The sequence below is a fragment of the Rhodococcus sp. IEGM 1302 genome (assembly GCF_030056935.1).
GTDB classification, from domain to species: Bacteria; Actinomycetota; Actinomycetes; order Mycobacteriales; family Mycobacteriaceae; genus Rhodococcus_F; species Rhodococcus_F qingshengii.
Genome location: NZ_JASHKY010000003.1, coordinates 340,773 through 355,285, shown reverse-complemented (window position 1 = coordinate 355,285; position 14,513 = coordinate 340,773). Strand labels below are relative to the sequence as shown.

The window sequence follows — 14,513 nt, the reverse complement described above, 5'->3', positions numbered from 1 at the left end:
TGACCTCTCCCCGACACTCGTGTCCGGGAGCCTTCTGTACAAAAATTCTGAATCGAGGAACCGGACGCTGTGTGTGGACTGCTCGGGCTACTGACATCTGGCGGAACCAGCGAGGACGCCGTCTCGCGGGTCGACCAGGCGATGCATTGCCTTCGTCACCGCGGGCCGGACGAACACGGGACGTGGAACGACGATCACCTCGTCTTCGGGTTCAACCGCCTGGCGATCATCGACATCGCTCATTCCCACCAGCCGCTGCGTTGGGGCCCACCGGAGAACCCGGAGCGTTATGCGCTCACGTTCAACGGCGAGATCTACAACTACTTGGAGATCCGCGCCGAACTGGTCAAGGACCACGACGCCAAGTTCTTCACCGAGGGCGACTCCGAGGCCATCGTCGCTGCATTCCACTACTGGGGTGAGGACGCGGTCCGGCGCCTGCGCGGAATGTTCGCGTTCGCGATCTGGGACACCGACACACGCGAGCTGTTCATCGCGCGCGATCCGTTCGGGATCAAGCCGCTGTTCATCGCGACCGGCGCCGGCGGCACCGCGTTCGGCAGCGAGAAGAAGAGCCTGCTCGAACTCACCGATCTGATCGGCATCGGTACCGAGCTGGATCCGCGTGCCATCGAGCACTACACCGTTCTGCAGTACGTACCGGAGCCGGAAACACTGCACAAGCAGATCCGACGCCTGGAGTCGGGCAGCTTCGCCCGGGTGCGTCCGGGCGAGGAGCCCACGTTCACGCGGTATTTCACGCCGAAGTTCCCGGCCAAGCCTTTTGCACCTGGCACCGAGAAGGCGCGCTACCAGGAAATCGCCGAGGCACTCGCGGATTCGGTCGCCAAGCACATGCGCGCCGACGTCACCGTCGGTTCGTTCTTGTCCGGTGGTATCGACTCCACGGCGATCGCGGCGCTGGCGATGCGCCACAACCCCAACCTGATCACCTTCACGACCGGTTTCGAACGTGAGGGCTATTCCGAGGTCGACGTCGCTGCAGAATCTGCCGCAGCGATCGGCGCGAAGCACGTCGTCAAGGTGGTCTCCCCCGCCGAGTTCGCCGCTGCCATTCCCGAGATCGTCTGGTACCTCGACGACCCGGTAGCCGATCCGGCATTGATTCCGCTGTGGTTCATCGCGAAGGAAGCGCGCAAGCACGTCAAGGTCGTGCTGTCCGGCGAGGGTGCCGACGAGCTGTTCGGCGGCTACACGATCTACCGTGAGCCGTTGTCGCTCAAGCCTTTCGAGTACCTCCCCAAGGGACTGCGTCGGGCTGCCGGCAAGTTGTCCGAACGCATCCCGGACGGCACTCGCGGCAAGAGTCTGCTCAACCGCGGTTCCTTGACGCTCGAGGAGCGCTACTACGGAAATGCTCGTAGCTTCAACGACGCTCAGCTCCGCGCCGTCCTGCGCGATTTCCGCCCCGAGTGGACTCACCAGGACGTCACTGCGCCGATCTACGCGCAGTCACGGGACTGGGATCCGGTTGCGCGGATGCAGCATCTCGACCTGTTCACCTGGCTGCGCGGCGACATCCTCGTCAAGGCAGACAAGATGACGATGGCCAACTCGCTGGAACTGCGTGTGCCGTTCCTCGATCCCGAGGTCTTCGACGTCGCGTCACGCGTACCGCTCGATCAGAAGATCACGAAGGACACGACCAAGTACGCACTGCGCCAGGCCCTGGAAGGCATTGTGCCGCACCATGTTCTGCACCGCGCGAAGCTCGGATTCCCGGTTCCCCTGCGCCATTGGCTGCGCGGCACCGAACTCTTCGACTGGGCACATCTGCAGATCGAAGAGTCGGGAACCGACCACATCTTCGACAAGCAGGCCGTCGTGAAGATGCTCAACGATCACCGCGAGGGCGTGTCCGACCACAGCCGACGCCTGTGGACCGTCCTGACCTTCATGGTCTGGCACGGAATCTTCGTGGAGAAGCGCATCGTGCCGCAGATCCAGGAACCGGTGTACCCGGTCAATATCTAGGCCTTCGGCCCCGTGAGCGGTTAGGGAGTCTCCGAACTCCTCAACCACTCACGGGGCGGAGCCCTACTTCGGCAGGATCGTCGCGATCTCGTCCGCTGCCGCGCTGCCGTATGCGTCGGTAAGGCGCTTGAGTGCCTCGTCGCGATTGAACACCCACTCCTGCGTTCCCACGGTCTCGAGAATCAACACAGCGACCAAAGATCCCAACTGTGCAGCACGCTCGAAGCTCAGACCGGCGCCGTGTGCGAGCAGGAACCCGGCGCGGAAGCCGTCACCAACGCCCGTCGGATCCACCTTGCCGGTCTCGGGCACTACGTCGACGCGCACCCAATTGCCTTCGGCGTCAACAATTTCCACACCCTTGGAGCCGAGGGTGGTGACACGGATGCCGACCTGCGCGCGGATCTCTTCCTCGCTCAGACCAGTCTTCTGCTGAAGAAGACCCCACTCGTACTCGTTGGTGAACAAGTACTTCGCGCCGTGAATGAGCGCCTTGGCCTCGTCACCGGACAGGCGGGCAAGCTGCTGCGACGGATCCGCTGCGAACGGAATCCCGAGCAGACGGCATTCGTCGGTATGGCGAACCATGGCCTCGGGGTCGTTGGCGCCGATCAGCACCAACTCGACTGCGCCTGCAGTCTTGGCCACTGCCGCGAGTTCGATCTCGCGAGCCTCGCTCATCGCACCGGGGTAGAACGACGCGATCTGCGCCATGTCCTCGTCGGTGGTGCACACGAAACGCGCCGTATGTGCCTTGTCCGAGATACGGACCGCGCTGCAGTCGACGCCGTTGTCCTCGAGCCACGTGCGGTACTCGGCGAAGTCGGCACCGACTGCGCCGACGAGTAGCGGGGACCCACCGAGCACGCCCATGGCGTAAGCGATGTTGCCGCCGACACCACCGCGGCGAATCACGAGATCGTCGACCAGGAAACTCAGCGAAACGTGGGCGAGCTGATCGGCGAGGAGCTGATCGGCGAAGCGGCCGGGGAAGCGCATCAAGTGGTCGGTGGCGATGGAACCGGTTACCGCAATAGTCACGGATCGTGGCCTTTCAGCGAAGTGAGTACAAGAATGAAAGAGGAGCAAAAGTTCACGTTACCGCCCGTAGCGCCGTCATCGGCGTCCGAGCTGTCGGATCGGAACGGTCTACGTACGAGTCACCACAAACAACTGACGCGAAACCGAATGTCGGTTCCGCGTCAGTTGTTCGTGAATTGAGTTGTGATCGACAGACTCAGTTGAACGAGTCACCGCAGGCGCAGGAGCCTGTTGCATTGGGGTTGTCGATCGAGAAGCCCTGCTGCTCGATGGTGTCGAGGAAGTCGATGGACGCACCTTCGACGTACGGCGCGCTCATCCGGTCGACAACCAGATTGACGCCGTTGAAGTCGACAGTGAGGTCACCGTCGAGCGTGCGGTCGTCGAAGAACAGCTGGTACTTCAGTCCGGCACAGCCGCCGGGCTGCACTGCAATACGCAGCGCGAGGTCGTCGCGACCCTCCTGATCGAAGAGTGCCTTCGCCTTGGCGGACGCGGCCTCGGTCATCTTGACGCCGTGGGTGGCGGTCTCGTTCTGCACAGTCATGGGCTCTCCCTAATGTTCGTACCAACCCGTGAACGCTTCAACGGTACGCCGCTGCCGACTTATTCCCGCCAGTCCTTTACCGGGTGCGATTCGTCTTCATCCTATCCGGTCTTCCCGACACGGCAACGGCGCGTCGACGCTTGTGGATCCTCAGCTCCGGACGCCGCGCCAGATGTTCCACTCGCGTGCCGTGTGTTCGGCGAGTCCCTCGAGACACGCCGACGCTTCCTCCATCGCACGTTCCACCGACCCGGCGAAATCCGTCACCGACTTCGCCGCGACTATCGAGGTCGACGCATAGTCCGCCTCGTCGAGCGTCACCTGGCCGGCAAAGACGAGCGTCGGAACGCCGTGTGCTGCCCCCGCCGAAGCGAGCGTTGTGACGAGTTTGCCGCGCAGAGATTGGTGGTCGAACTTGCCTTCGCCCGTGATCACCAGGTCAGCGGAAGCCAGTAGCGCGGCTTGTCCGGTGCGATCCGCGACGACGTCGGCCCCGGATCGCCGCTGTGCACCGAGCGCAAAGAGCGCGGCACCGATACCACCCGCGGCGCCGGCACCCGGAAAATTCGACACTCGTTTTCCGGTGACGGACTCCAACTGTTCGGCCCATCTCGCGTTCCGCGCTTCGAGGACAGCGACGGCTTCGGCGTCGGCACCCTTTTGCGGGCCGAACACCGCTGCCGCACCGTGCTCGCCGAGAAGTACGTGTTCGACGTCGGTGGCGGCGAACAACTGAGTGCCTGCCGTAGCCGCCGCTGCAACCTCCAGGCCGCCCAGCGCCTCCACCAGTCCACGTCCCCCGTCGGTGCAGCAACTCCCACCGAGTCCGACGACAACCGTCTTCACGCCTGCCTCGAGCGCGACAGCGATCAGCTCTCCCACACCGAGACTGTGCGCGGCGAGTGCAGTGTCCCGCGTCGGCGGACCTCCGAGCAGGCCGAGCCCGACGGCCTCGGCGGACTCGATGTACGCCGTGTCCGAATCGAACAGCCACGTGGCGTCGACGGCGGCGGTCAAAGGCCCGGACACCCGTGCAGTCCGGATGTCGCCCCCAGCCGTGGCCAAGACGTCGACGAAACCCGGCCCACCGTCGGATTGTGGCGCGGTGACAACGTCGTCTTCGGGTCGGCCACGTCGCCAACCGGCAGAAATGGACTCAGCCGCCTCGACGGCCGTCAACGTCTCACCAAACGAATCTGGAGCAACTATTACCCGCATAGCCGAAGTCTAAGAGTCCCGAATGACCCCGATGTTTCACGATCTCGCGCGTTTCAGTGCCTCGGGCGATCGGGTTTTTCAGAAAGACCGAGGTCGGTTTCCCAGACCGTGCACTTATCCAATAGCCTGGAGGTGTGAAATTGCTACGCCGCGGTGACTCAGACAACTCCGACAAACGTGACGTCGAGGGCACTGAGGCATCCTCGGCCTCCGAAGAGGCGCCCATCGAGCAGGTGGGCAAGGGCCGCCCCACACCCAAGCGTCGTGACGCCGAGGCGAAGAGGCGTGGCCCCGTTGCCCCTGCCCCGCTGACCGCGAAGGAAGCCCGCGCCCGCCGTAAGGCGACCCGCGGCTCCAAGGAGGACCGCAAGGCCGAAGCCGCCGAGCGTCGCGCATCGTCGGCAGACCGCCGCGCCCGCATGCTCGCCGGCGAGGACAAGTACCTGCTCCCCCGCGACAAGGGACCGGTTCGCGCCTACGTCCGTGACTTCATCGACGCTCGCCGCAACCTCGTCGGGCTGTTCATGCCGCTCGCATTGATCCTCATCATGACGATGTTCGTCACGCCCGCACTCCAGCAGATCGTCACGCTGGCAATGCTCGTGATGATGCTCTTCATGGTCGGTGAAGGCATCTGGCTCGGTCGCATGATCAACAACCGCGTCGCCGAGCGCTTCCCCGACAGCACCGACGGCGGATTCAAGCTCGGCTGGTACGCGTTCGTTCGCGCGTCGCAGATCCGTAAGCTGCGCGCACCGAAGCCTCGTGTGGGGCCGGGCGACGCAATCTGAGCGTGACGAACACGTATAGAACTTTAGTCCTCGGCGGCGCGCGGTCTGGTAAGTCCGCGCACGCCGAGGATTTGGTTTGTGCAGGCCACTTACCCGAAAGTTCGGCACCGATCCGGTACCTGGCGACAGCCAGACGTGATGTCTCCGACGCAGACTGGGAAAGCCGGATCGACCAGCACCGCAACAGACGGCCTTCTCATTGGTCGACTGTCGAAACCGCAGCTGCCGGTGACCTCGCGGCGCAGCTCGAAAGCGATTCACACACAGCGACGTTGGTCGACGATCTGGGAACGTGGCTGACCGCGGAACTCGATCGGCAAGGCGCCTGGGACGCACCGCGCGGCACCGTCACGCCCGCGGCGGACAGCCTGGTCGCCAGTGTCGAGAACTACCGCGGACACCTGGTGCTGGTCAGCCCCGAAGTGGGTTTGGCCGTCATCCCCGAGACGCGGTCCGGACGATTGTTCCGCGACGAGATCGGCACTCTCAACGCTCGTATCGCCGCGGTGTGCGATCGTGTCGTACTAGTGGTTGCAGGGTTACCGCTCATCTTGAAAGATACTGCTGCACAACCGGAAGGCACGATGTGAGTACCGAGGCCAATCCAGGGGCCATTTCAGGGGCGAATCCAGATGCCAACCCTGACGTCGCGCCAGTCAGTAGCGCCGACTTCGAACCCGTCACCCCGCCCGACCGCGAGGTGCGAGCGCAGGCCGATGCGCGTCAGCGTGATCTGACCAAGCCGGCCGGTTCGCTGGGCCGACTGGAGGCTCTCGCCGGCTGGGCATCAGCCTGCCAAGGAGTTTGTCCCCCACACGCTTTCGCTCGGCCTCGCGTCGTCGTGTTCGCGGGTGATCACGGAATCGCCCGCAACGGCGTCTCCGCCTATCCGCCGGAAGTGACCGCACAGATGGTCGCCAACTTCCTCGGGGGCGGCGCGGCAGTCAACGTCCTCGCCGAGGTTGCCGGCGCCACGGTACGCGTCGTCGACATCGCAGTGGACGGCGATACCGATCCGTCCGTCTCGAACCACAAGGTGCGCAGGTCTTCCGGGTCCATCGACCGCGAAGACGCCATGTCGAACGAGGAAACCCTTCAGGCCATCGCCGCCGGCCGAGCGATCGCGGACGAGGAAATCGACGGGGGCGCAGATCTTCTCATCGCCGGCGACATGGGCATCGGCAATACGACGCCCGCAACCGTACTCATCGCCGCACTCACGGACAGTGAACCCGTCGCGGTCGTGGGTCGAGGTACCGGTATCGACGACGCCGGATGGATCCGCAAGACCGCAGCGATTCGCGACGCTCTCCGGCGTGCCCGTCCGCACGTTCGCGACACAGTCGCGCTGCTGCGCACGTCTTCGGGTGCCGACCTCGCCGCGATGGCCGGCTTTCTGGCCCAGGCAGCTTCGCGTCGCACGCCGGTGATCCTCGACGGCGTAGTGGTCACCGCAGCCGCCATGGTTGCCGACGAACTGGCTTTCGGCGCACGTGAATGGTGGGTCGCCGGACACCGCTCCACCGAACCCGCCCACACCATCGCATTGACCCGCATGGGTCTCGAACCGATCGTCGAGTTCGACATGCGTCTCGGTGAAGGTTCAGGCGCAGTCACCGCTCTCCCGATTCTTCAGGGCGCAGTGGCAATCCTGGGCAAGATGGCGACATTCTCCGAAGCCGGTGTCAGCACTCAGGGCAGCGCACCTGTCGACGAACCCGAGTCGATCGACCTGACCAAGACCGATACGGCGGAGTGAGCGTGGCGGGCCCGCTGTCCGGGGTGCCACTGGCCTTCTCGTGGCTGACGGTCCTTCCGGTTCGTGGTCCCTCCGACATCGACCGAACTGCCGGCCGTCGCGCCATCGCGGCAGCTCCGCTCGCCGGGATCGCTCTCGGCATTGCCGCGACGTTTCTGCTCTGGGGCACAACCAGTATCGGCCTGAATCCCTATCTCGCAGGCTTGCTGACGGTAGGTGCGCTCGCCCTCGGGACACGCGGGATGCACGTGGACGGACTGGCAGACTCCGTCGACGGACTGGGTTGTTACGGTCCACCGGAGCGCGCCCGCGAGGTCATGCACAGCGGCGGTGCCGGACCGTTCGGGGTCGCGGCGCTGTTCATCTTCCTCGGGCTGCAATCGGTCTCCTTCGGCGTCCTCGCTGTTGCCGACTCCCCCACGCAGTGGATCGCCGTTCTCGTATCTGTCGCTGCGGGTCGTGTGGCCGTCGTTTTTGCCTGCCGCCGAGGTATTCTCGCGTCGAGCCCGAGCGGATTCGGTGCGCTCGTCGCCGATTCACAACCGTTGTGGGCCGCAATCGTGTGGTCGGTTCCGCTGATCGCCGCTTCCGGCTTTGCCACCGACCGGTGGTGGCTCGGCCCTCTCGTGACCGCGTCGGCGCTGGTGATCAGTGTGCTGTGCGTGCGTCACTGCGTCCGTAGATTCGGCGGACTCAACGGAGACGTTCTCGGATTCGCACTCGAACTCACTGTGACGCTTACGGCCGTCGGCCTCACTCTCGGACTGTGATCCGACGTCGTGCGAGTAGGTGTCCTTGCGTACGAAGGTTGCCTCGCGGCCGAGATCTTCGTTTTCACCGACCTTCTCCTGATCGCCAATCGCGTCGCTGATGGAGCGCCCGCCGACCCCTTCGAGGTATCGGTCATCGCAGCGTCCCGCACGCCCGTCGTTGCGGCAGGTGGATTTTCGCTCGGCGTGCAGGAGGGGCATCACGACATCGATCACCTGGTTGTGCCGGGGTTCGAACTCGTGCCGTCCGAAGACCCTGCGACGCGTTTGTCGCTGTGGGAGGGAGAAATCGAGTTCATCCGTGCGTGCGAGGCGCGCGGCGTTCGGGTGTCGTCGGTCTGCGTCGGCGCGTATCTGCTGGGCGAGGCGGGACTGCTCGACGGACGCCGATGTACGACGTCGTGGCTGTACGGTGCGGACCTCGCAAGTCGTTACCCCGGTGCGACGGTTCGAACCGACTCGTTGATCGTCCAGGACGACGGCGTCACCACCACTGCTGCGTTCACCGCCGCGCTCGACCTCGCAACAGCACTCGTGCGCGAGCATCTCGGCGACAAGATTGCGCGTACGACCGCAAGAATTACGCTGGCGCCCGAAAACCGAACCAGTCAAGCTCCGTACATCCTCGACTCGATGCTGCCCGCCAAACACACACAGTTTGCCGACGACGTCGGAAGGTGGCTGGTCGAACGGATGGCGGAACCTTACGACTTGGATCTGCTGTCGAGTGCTTTTCACCTCAGCACCCGAACCATGCTTCGGAAGTTCAAGGTCGAGACCGGGGAATCGCCGCGCAGTTATCTGCAGCGTGCACGGATCCGAAAAGCGAAACGGTTGTTGGAATCGACCGACTGGTCTCTCGGAAAGATCCTGGGGCACATCGGCTATCAGGATCCTGGAACCTTCCGTCGCCTGTTCACCGACCGCGTCGGCATCAGCCCGGCCGACTACCGAAAGCGATTCCGCAACGGCGGCGCGGGATAGGTGCGTGGCGAGCCCGCCCGAAAACATGGCGAACCGCCCTCTTCTGTAGTCGATCCCGCGCCGAAAGACTGTGCAGAGGAATTGTTTCGACTACTTGGGAGGGCTCACCGTGCCGAACCGGAGCATGACCGAAGACGATCCGCTCGAAGACTTCGACCGTCGAACGATCACCATCGACGCAGTGGCGAAGTCCGTGTACGTGGCCGGCACCGGTCCCGCAGTAATCGTCATGCCGGAGATGCCGGGCATCAGCCCGCATGTAGCGCGATTCGCCCGCTGGGTGCGCGACGCCGGTTTCACGGTCTTCGTTCCGTCACTGTTCGGCCGCGACGGAGCGGTCCCCACAGTGAACGAGGGGCTGACGGTATTCAAGAGAGCCTGCGTCAGTGCAGAATTCCGCGCCCTCGCTGCCGACGAACCGAGTCCGGCGGTCCGTTGGCTGCGTTCACTCGCCGCTTCGGCGCATGAGGAGAGCGGCGGTCCTGGCGTCGGCGTGATCGGAATGTGCTTCACCGGTAACTTCGCGTTGTCGATGATGCTCGAACCCTCGGTCATCGCGCCGGTTCTCGCCCAACCGTCGTTACCGCTCGATCGACCGGACGAAACCGACAGCGGGCCCGAAGAACTCGAAGCCGTGCGCTCGAGACTCGAGGCCGAAGACCTCACGGTGCTTGCATACCGCTTTCGAGGTGACTCGTTCTGCCGCACACAACGATTCGCCGCCTATTCGAAGGCCTTGGGCGAGCGCTTCGTCGGGAAGGTACTACCCGACGAAGCGGCCAACGCGACAACGTCGCCGTTCTTCGAACACGTCATTGCCAATCCACACAGCGTGGTGACGGCTCATCTCGTCGACGAGGCGGGATCGCCCACCACCGTCGCACGAGACGAGATTCTGCAGTTCTTCCGGGAGCGATTGCTCGCGGAACGAACCAGCGATCAGTGAAGTTTCGTCATCCAGCCGTGGGTGTCGGCGAAGGTTCCGCGCTGGATACCCGTGAGGGTGTCGCGCAGTGCCATCGTCACCTCACCCGGCTCGCCGTCGGCGATGGTGAACTCGCCCTCGGCGGACTTGACGCGTCCGACGGGGGTGATGACTGCTGCTGTGCCGCAAGCGAAGACCTCGGTGATTTCACCGCTCTTGCACTTGGTGCGCCATTCGTCGGTGCTGATCTTGCGCTCCTCGACGGCGAAACCGGAATCGGCGGCAAGGGCGAGCAACGAGTTGCGCGTGATGCCTGGCAACAACGAACCGGACAGCGACGGCGTCACGAGGCGAGCGTCGGGGCCCGAGCCGAAGACGAAGAACAGGTTCATTCCACCCATTTCCTCGACGTACGTGCGCTCGATGGCGTCGAGCCAGACCACCTGGTCGCAACCCTCGTCGGCGGCTTGCGCCTGGGCGAGGAGTGAAGCGGCGTAGTTGCCGGCGAACTTGGCCGCGCCGGTACCACCGGGGGCCGCGCGAACGTATTCGGTGGACAGCCACACACTGACCGGCTTGACGCCGCGCGGGAAGTACGCACCGGCAGGCGAGGCGATCAGCAGGTAGCGGTACTCGTCGGCGGGACGGACACCGAGTCCGGCTTCGGTGGAGAACATGAACGGACGGAGGTAGAGCGCGTCCTCGCCACCGGCTGCGGGAACCCAGTCGAGATCGACGTCGATCAGTTCGGTGATGGAATCGATGAACATCTGCGACGGGAGCTCCGGCATGGCCAGACGGCGCGCAGATGCCGCGAAACGCTCGGCGTTGGCCTCGACGCGGAACGAGCTGATCTCGCCACCCGGCTGACGGTATGCCTTGAGGCCCTCGAAGATGGCCTGTCCGTAGTGCAAAACCATTGCGGCCGGATCGAGCTCGATGTTTCCGTACGGCAACACCTGGGCGTCGTGCCAGCCCTTGCCCGCGGTGTAGTCGATCGAGACCATGTGGTCGGTGAAGTGCCGCCCGAAGCCGGGCGCCGCCAAAATGTCACGGCGCTCGGCGTCGGACTTCGGGGACGAGCTCTGAACACGAACGAAATCGGCGGCACCTGTCATGGGCGCAATCCTATCGAACGTGAAAAAGCTCTCTACTTGGTGTTGGTCTCCACGAACGGAGGAGACACCACGACGCACCGAAGAGCACGACCACGGACGTCGACTTCGATCTCGTCGCCGGCCGAGACATTGGCACCGGAATCGAGGAGCGCCAACGCAATTCCCACTTTGAGCGAGGGCGAAAACGTCCCCGAGGTGGTCTCGCCGATTGCCTCGCCGTCACTCAGAACACCGAGGCCGGCACGAAGCACGCCGCGATCGAGAGCCTTGATCCCCCAGAGTTTGCGAGCCGGGCCGGCAGCCTTCTCGTCGGTCAAGGTCTCTTTGCCCCAGAATGTCGGCTTCTTCCAACCGATCGCCCATCCGCAGCGCGCTTCGAGCGGAGAAATCTCGAGCGAAAGCTCATGCCCGTGCAGCGGATACCCCATCTCGGTACGAAGAGTGTCACGGGCGCCGAGTCCGGCGGCCTGCCCACCCTCGGCGCGCACTGCCTCGAGAAGCGCGCGGAACAACGGCTCGCTGTCGTCCCACCGCGGCAGGAGTTCGTAGCCGACCTCACCGGTGTAACCGCTGCGGCACACACGAACAGGCACGCCGTTCCATTCCGCATCTTCGTACGCCATGTACTCGATCTCGGTGGGAAGTCCCAGAGCGGTCAGAACCGCCACCGATTTCGGACCCTGCACTGCCAGCACACCGTAGGCACGATGCTGATCCTCGACGGTGATTCCGTCCGGTGCCACAGCGACCAGAGCCGCAACGACGTCCGCGGTATTGGCTGCGTTCGGGACGAGGAAGATCTCGTCGTCGCTGACGTAGTACGCAATGAGGTCGTCGATGACACCACCGGACTCGTTGCAGCACAACGTGTACTGAGCCTTACCCGGCCCGATCTTCTTCAGGTCGTTGGTCAGTGCGGAGTTCACGAATTCCGCGGCGCCCGCGCCACGCACGACGGCCTTGCCGAGGTGACTGACGTCGAAGAGTCCGACATTCTCACGCACAGAGGTGTGTTCGGCCACGACGCCGGCGTACGAAACCGGCATCTGCCACCCCCCGAACGGCGCGAACGTCGCGCCGAGTTCGACGTGGACGGGGTGGATCGGGCCCTGCAACAGTTGTTCGTCGGTCATGGCCCACAACCTATCGGACTTCGCCGATCGAAACATGTCCGCAGCGAGAGCTCACCCGGCCGTGACGATCGCCCGTCCGCAAACTGCAAAGGGCCTAACATCGACTCAGGCATCCGCCAGAACCGGACGCATCGCACACTCACCTCACAGGAGACACCTTGAGCACTCGCACAGCCCGATCGTTGGGACCCGACCTCGTTCTCGCCGGCACAGTCGCCAAGCGCGCAGAGATACTGGTCGTCGGTCTGACGTCGGGTCCGGACGGCCCCGAAATCGCACTCAGCGAAGGCATCGTCGCCGAAGACGTACTCGCCGAGATCCTCGACAGCCTCATCGCCGTCGGCGCCACGGGCAAGCCCGAGCAGCTCACTCGTGTCCCGGCACCGAGCGAACTGTCGGTCACCAGCGTTCTCGCCGTCGGACTCGGCTCTGCCGACAAGCTCGGCAGCGAGCAGATCCGTAAGTCCGCCGGCGCCGCAGCTCGCTCGTTGTCCGGCATCGACACCGTCGCAACCACGCTCTCGATCCTCGACCTCGGTGCAGCCGCCGAGGGATTTGCGTTGGGCGCGTACAGCTTCACCGAATTCAAGTCGTCCATGACGGCTCCCGGTCCCGATTCGCAGCCACTGGCCCGCGTCGAACTTCTGGTGCCGTCGCCGCGCACGAAGGAGACCAAAGCGACGCTGGCACGGTCGGCCGCCATCGCCGAGGCCGTCGCCACCGCACGCGAGTTCGTCAACACTCCCCCGAGCCACCTCTACCCCGCCGAGTTCGCCGCGCGCGCGAAGGCACTGGGCGTCGAGGCCGGGCTCACCGTCCAGGTTCTCGACGAGAAGGCACTCGAGAAGGGTGGCTACGGCGGAATCATCGGCGTCGGCAAGGGCTCGTCACGCCAGCCGCGTCTCGTCCGCCTCGAATACGCGTCGAAGAAGCGTGGCGCCCGCAAGGTCGCACTGGTGGGTAAGGGCATCACCTTCGACACCGGCGGAATCTCCATCAAGCCCGCCGCCGGCATGGAGAACATGACCTCGGACATGGGCGGCGCCGCAGCCGTCATCTCCACCGTCGTGCTTGCCGCCAAGCTCGGCCTGCCCGTCAACGTCGTCGCATACGTACCGATGGCCGAGAACATGCCGTCCGCGACCGCGCAGCGTCCCGGCGACGTGCTGACCCAGTACGGCGGAATCACCATCGAGGTCGTCAACACCGACGCCGAGGGCCGTTTGATTCTTGCCGACGCGATGGTTCGCGCGGGTGAGGACGATCCCGACTACATGATCGACACCGCCACCCTGACCGGTGCGCAGATGGTCGCGCTCGGCAACCGCACCCCCGGAGTCATGGGCACCGACGAGTTCCGTGACCGCGTCGCCTCCATCTCGCAGAGCGTCGGCGAGAACGGCTGGGCCATGCCGCTGCCGGAGGAATTGCGCGGAGATCTCGACTCCAAGGTCGCCGACATGGCCAATGTCACCCCGCACCGCTGGGGCGGCATGCTGGTCGCAGCTCACTACCTCAAGGAATTCGTTCCCGAGGGTGTCCAGTGGGCGCACATCGACGTCGCGGGTCCGGCCTACAACACGTCAGGGCCGTGGGGTTACACCGGCAAGGGCGGTACCGGCGTTCCCGTTCGCACGATGATCTCGGTCCTGGAGGACATCGCGGTAAACGGCTGACCCCTTGCTGTGCGCCTTTATTAACCCCCCGCGGTTAATAAAGGCGCACAGCAGTTCAGGCGCCGTCGCGTAATTCCTGCTCTCGGGCCCGCTTGCGTTCGATTCGCTTACGTTCGTCGTGATCGCGCATACGCTGCGGATATCCCGTCTTGCGGACGTCGTAGACCGGGATCTTCAGGTCCTGTCCCAATTTGCGGGCACCACGTTCGCCGCCGACACGACGACGAGTCCACTCCCCGTCCTTCGCAACCAGGACGACGGTCACCTCGGTCACCGTCGTCTGCGGTTCCACATAGGCCTCGACGCCTTCGTGCGAGTGCGCCCAATTCGCCAGATGATCCGCATCACTTTGCGCTGCGGCCTGAGCCGCACTCGGCGGACGCTTGAAACGATCGAACAGTCCCACGGTCGTACCCTCCTCGGTACCGACGCCGCGGATGCACCCCGGCGATATGTCAAGTTTGCCAGGCGATGTCCGTTGTGCCTGCGCACGACATACCGTTTGGTCCGCTTACGACGTTACAGCCGGACCCCCGACGCATACCTACTCGCCAGT

At 64.4% G+C, this 14,513-nt stretch carries 14 protein-coding genes; 8 read left to right on the top strand and 6 right to left on the bottom strand.

The window, feature by feature from the left end; all coding sequences use genetic code 11:
* Window positions 1-69: 69 nt before the first annotated feature.
* Entirely contained in the window at window positions 70-1,995 is a 1,926-nt protein-coding gene (gene asnB / locus QM609_RS08780; protein ID WP_283337269.1) for an asparagine synthase (glutamine-hydrolyzing), read from the top strand.
* Window positions 1,996-2,058: 63 nt separating this feature from the next.
* Here asnB and QM609_RS08775 read toward each other — a convergent pair whose 3' ends face one another.
* The 3 genes from QM609_RS08775 to QM609_RS08765 all read right to left on the bottom strand — a co-directional run bounded on the left by QM609_RS08775 (window position 2,059) and on the right by QM609_RS08765 (window position 4,801).
* Window positions 2,059-3,036, bottom strand: coding sequence for a carbohydrate kinase family protein (locus tag QM609_RS08775; RefSeq protein WP_003941700.1), 978 nt, complete (start codon window positions 3,034-3,036; stop codon window positions 2,059-2,061).
* A gap of 196 nt (window positions 3,037-3,232) precedes the next feature.
* Window positions 3,233-3,583, bottom strand: coding sequence for a HesB/IscA family protein (locus QM609_RS08770; protein ID WP_007730053.1), 351 nt, complete (start codon window positions 3,581-3,583; stop codon window positions 3,233-3,235).
* Between the two features lie 150 nt (window positions 3,584-3,733).
* Window positions 3,734-4,801 (bottom strand): glycerate kinase family protein, encoded by a 1,068-nt coding sequence (locus QM609_RS08765; protein ID WP_050655816.1) that lies wholly within the window; start codon window positions 4,799-4,801, stop codon window positions 3,734-3,736.
* 134 nt (window positions 4,802-4,935) lie between these two features.
* Here QM609_RS08765 and QM609_RS08760 point away from each other — a divergent pair, with 134 nt between their 5' ends.
* The 6 genes from QM609_RS08760 to QM609_RS08735 all read left to right on the top strand — a co-directional run bounded on the left by QM609_RS08760 (window position 4,936) and on the right by QM609_RS08735 (window position 10,051).
* A complete protein-coding gene (locus QM609_RS08760) occupies window positions 4,936-5,592 on the top strand; it encodes a DUF3043 domain-containing protein (protein ID WP_007730051.1) in 657 nt (218 codons plus the stop codon).
* A gap of 2 nt (window positions 5,593-5,594) precedes the next feature.
* The gene (cobU, locus tag QM609_RS08755; RefSeq protein ID WP_019748913.1) at window positions 5,595-6,182 is read left to right on the top strand and encodes a bifunctional adenosylcobinamide kinase/adenosylcobinamide-phosphate guanylyltransferase; all 588 of its coding nucleotides are present in this window, start codon (window positions 5,595-5,597) and stop codon (window positions 6,180-6,182) included.
* Window positions 6,183-6,205: 23 nt separating this feature from the next.
* On the top strand, window positions 6,206-7,351 hold the full coding sequence (cobT, locus tag QM609_RS08750; protein ID WP_050655822.1) for a nicotinate-nucleotide--dimethylbenzimidazole phosphoribosyltransferase: 1,146 nt from the start codon (window positions 6,206-6,208) through the stop codon (window positions 7,349-7,351).
* A 2-nt stretch (window positions 7,352-7,353) separates the two neighbouring features.
* The gene (locus tag QM609_RS08745; RefSeq protein ID WP_082239037.1) at window positions 7,354-8,121 is read left to right on the top strand and encodes an adenosylcobinamide-GDP ribazoletransferase; all 768 of its coding nucleotides are present in this window, start codon (window positions 7,354-7,356) and stop codon (window positions 8,119-8,121) included.
* Between the two features lie 9 nt (window positions 8,122-8,130).
* A complete protein-coding gene (locus tag QM609_RS08740; RefSeq protein WP_050655817.1) occupies window positions 8,131-9,105 on the top strand; it encodes a GlxA family transcriptional regulator in 975 nt (324 codons plus the stop codon).
* A gap of 124 nt (window positions 9,106-9,229) precedes the next feature.
* The gene (locus tag QM609_RS08735) at window positions 9,230-10,051 is read left to right on the top strand and encodes a dienelactone hydrolase family protein (protein WP_082239038.1); all 822 of its coding nucleotides are present in this window, start codon (window positions 9,230-9,232) and stop codon (window positions 10,049-10,051) included.
* On the opposite strand, the gene QM609_RS08730 is transcribed toward QM609_RS08735, so the two are convergent.
* Together QM609_RS08730 and gcvT are read right to left on the bottom strand one after the other, a co-directional pair.
* Window positions 10,045-11,148: a branched-chain amino acid aminotransferase gene (locus QM609_RS08730; protein WP_003941766.1), complete on the bottom strand. Its 1,104-nt coding sequence runs from the start codon at window positions 11,146-11,148 to the stop codon at window positions 10,045-10,047. The two genes, QM609_RS08735 and QM609_RS08730, sit on opposite strands and share 7 nt — an antisense overlap.
* 32 nt (window positions 11,149-11,180) lie before the next feature.
* A complete protein-coding gene (gcvT, locus tag QM609_RS08725) occupies window positions 11,181-12,281 on the bottom strand; it encodes a glycine cleavage system aminomethyltransferase GcvT (RefSeq protein ID WP_050655819.1) in 1,101 nt (366 codons plus the stop codon).
* A gap of 158 nt (window positions 12,282-12,439) precedes the next feature.
* Between gcvT and QM609_RS08720 the strand changes: the two genes are divergently transcribed.
* Window positions 12,440-13,957, top strand: coding sequence for a leucyl aminopeptidase (locus QM609_RS08720; RefSeq protein WP_019748919.1), 1,518 nt, complete (start codon window positions 12,440-12,442; stop codon window positions 13,955-13,957).
* A gap of 55 nt (window positions 13,958-14,012) precedes the next feature.
* On the opposite strand, the gene QM609_RS08715 is transcribed toward QM609_RS08720, so the two are convergent.
* The gene (locus QM609_RS08715) at window positions 14,013-14,363 is read right to left on the bottom strand and encodes a hypothetical protein (RefSeq protein ID WP_003941713.1); all 351 of its coding nucleotides are present in this window, start codon (window positions 14,361-14,363) and stop codon (window positions 14,013-14,015) included.
* Between the last annotated feature and the right edge of the window lie 150 nt (window positions 14,364-14,513).

Excerpts from the sequence above, each read along its gene's own strand:
- QM609_RS08735 (WP_082239038.1), top strand. The coding sequence starts at position 9,230 with ATGACCGAAGACGATCCGCTCGAAGACTTCGACCGTCGAACGATCACC.
- QM609_RS08770 (WP_007730053.1), bottom strand. The coding sequence starts at position 3,583 with ATGACTGTGCAGAACGAGACCGCCACCCACGGCGTCAAGATGACCGAG.
- QM609_RS08765 (WP_050655816.1), bottom strand. The coding sequence starts at position 4,801 with ATGCGGGTAATAGTTGCTCCAGATTCGTTTGGTGAGACGTTGACGGCC.
- QM609_RS08730 (WP_003941766.1), bottom strand. The coding sequence starts at position 11,148 with ATGACAGGTGCCGCCGATTTCGTTCGTGTTCAGAGCTCGTCCCCGAAG.
- gcvT (WP_050655819.1), bottom strand. The coding sequence starts at position 12,281 with ATGACCGACGAACAACTGTTGCAGGGCCCGATCCACCCCGTCCACGTC.